Raw genomic sequence first — 1,290 nt, 5'->3', positions numbered from 1 at the left:
GCCCGGGAGAAACGCAACAAAACGTCTTCATGAGTACCTTGGGTGCATTGCTCTGATCGGTTTACACTGAATCAACGTAAGCGGTATCAGTAACGTCACTTTTGTGTATTGGAGAAGCCTGTGAGCGGTATACCGGTTGGCATCAGCACCTGCCTGTTGGGCAAGGAAGTTCGGCACGACGGCGGCCACAAACACTCCCGCTACTGCACCCAGGTGCTGGCAAAGCACTTCGAGTTCAGGTCTATCTGCCCGGAACTTGAAGCCGGCCTCGGCGTTCCCCGCCCCGCCATTCATCTGCGGGAGCATGAAGACGGTCTTCATCTGGTGGAAAGCAAGGGCAGCAAAGACCACACCGAAGGCATGCAGAACTTCATTGCCGAGGTACTTCCCTCGCTGGCCAACCTTCGCGGCTACATCCTGATGGCGAAATCGCCCAGTTGCGGCATGGAGCGCATCAAGATTCACAACGCCGAAGGCAGTTTCATGCACAGGGATGGCCGCGGTATGTTCGCCGAGGCGCTGATGAAAGCCTACCCGCTGATGCCGGTGGAAGAGGAAGGCCGCCTGCACGATGACATGCTGCGGGAAAACTTCATTGAACGGGTGTTTGCCTACGACGACTGGATGCAGAACGTGGCAGGCGAAAACCTGACCAAGCAGGCGCTGATTGATTTCCACACCCGCCACAAGTTCACCCTGCTGGCCCATTCCGAGAAGATCTACCGGCAACTGGGCCCGATGCTGGGCGACCTCAAATCCGAACCTCTGGAACAGATTGCCGACCGCTATATCCATCAGTTCATGGAAGCCATGACCCAACGGGTAAGCCGTGGCTCGCATGTGAATGCCATGCAGCATCTGCTGGGTTTTCTGAAAGAAGGCATGTCGGCCGAGGAAAAAACCGTTCTGCTGGAGCAGATCGAAGCCTATCGGCGTGGTGAGATACCTCTGGTGGTGCCCATGACGCTGCTGCGCCTGGCCCAACGCAAGGAACCGGTAGACTACCTGCACTCCCAGAAATACCTGACGCCCTACCCGGACGAACTGGGCCTGAGAAACAACGTATAACCCCAAAAACAAACGGGGCAGAGGATTCTTCCCCTGCCCCGTTTTTGTTTGTGGCTACCGGGTGTGTCAGAACCCGTACAGCAACGACAACGAGGTTTCTGTATCAGTCTTGTCGGTACCGGCGGGCGCATCGGATACATGCTTTACCCGGAACGCCGCTTTCATCGACAGCGACCCCACGATACTGGTCTGCAGGGCCGTTTCGGACTGGCTGATGGTGTT

At 56.7% G+C, this 1,290-nt stretch carries 2 protein-coding genes; one reads left to right on the top strand and one right to left on the bottom strand.

The annotated features are described in order from the left end of the window. Positions 1 to 120: 120 nt before the first annotated feature. The gene (locus B3Y70_RS03450) at positions 121 to 1,068 is read left to right on the top strand and encodes a YbgA family protein (RefSeq protein WP_011786452.1); all 948 of its coding nucleotides are present in this window, start codon (positions 121 to 123) and stop codon (positions 1,066 to 1,068) included. A gap of 66 nt (positions 1,069 to 1,134) precedes the next feature. Here the strand turns inward: B3Y70_RS03450 and B3Y70_RS03445 are convergent, their stop codons facing one another. Continuing rightward, positions 1,135 to 1,284 carry a DUF481 domain-containing protein gene (locus B3Y70_RS03445; RefSeq protein WP_288589196.1) on the bottom strand — a complete coding sequence of 50 codons (150 nt, stop codon included), beginning with the start codon at positions 1,282 to 1,284 and terminating at the stop codon, positions 1,135 to 1,137. Positions 1,285 to 1,290 lie beyond the last annotated feature (6 nt).

It is taken from the genome of Marinobacter sp. UBA5687, from assembly GCF_002420325.1.
GTDB classification, from domain to species: domain Bacteria; phylum Pseudomonadota; class Gammaproteobacteria; order Pseudomonadales; family Oleiphilaceae; genus Marinobacter; species Marinobacter nauticus.
Note: the sequence above shows the minus strand (reverse complement) of the source record. Positions and strands in the feature narration are given on the sequence as shown.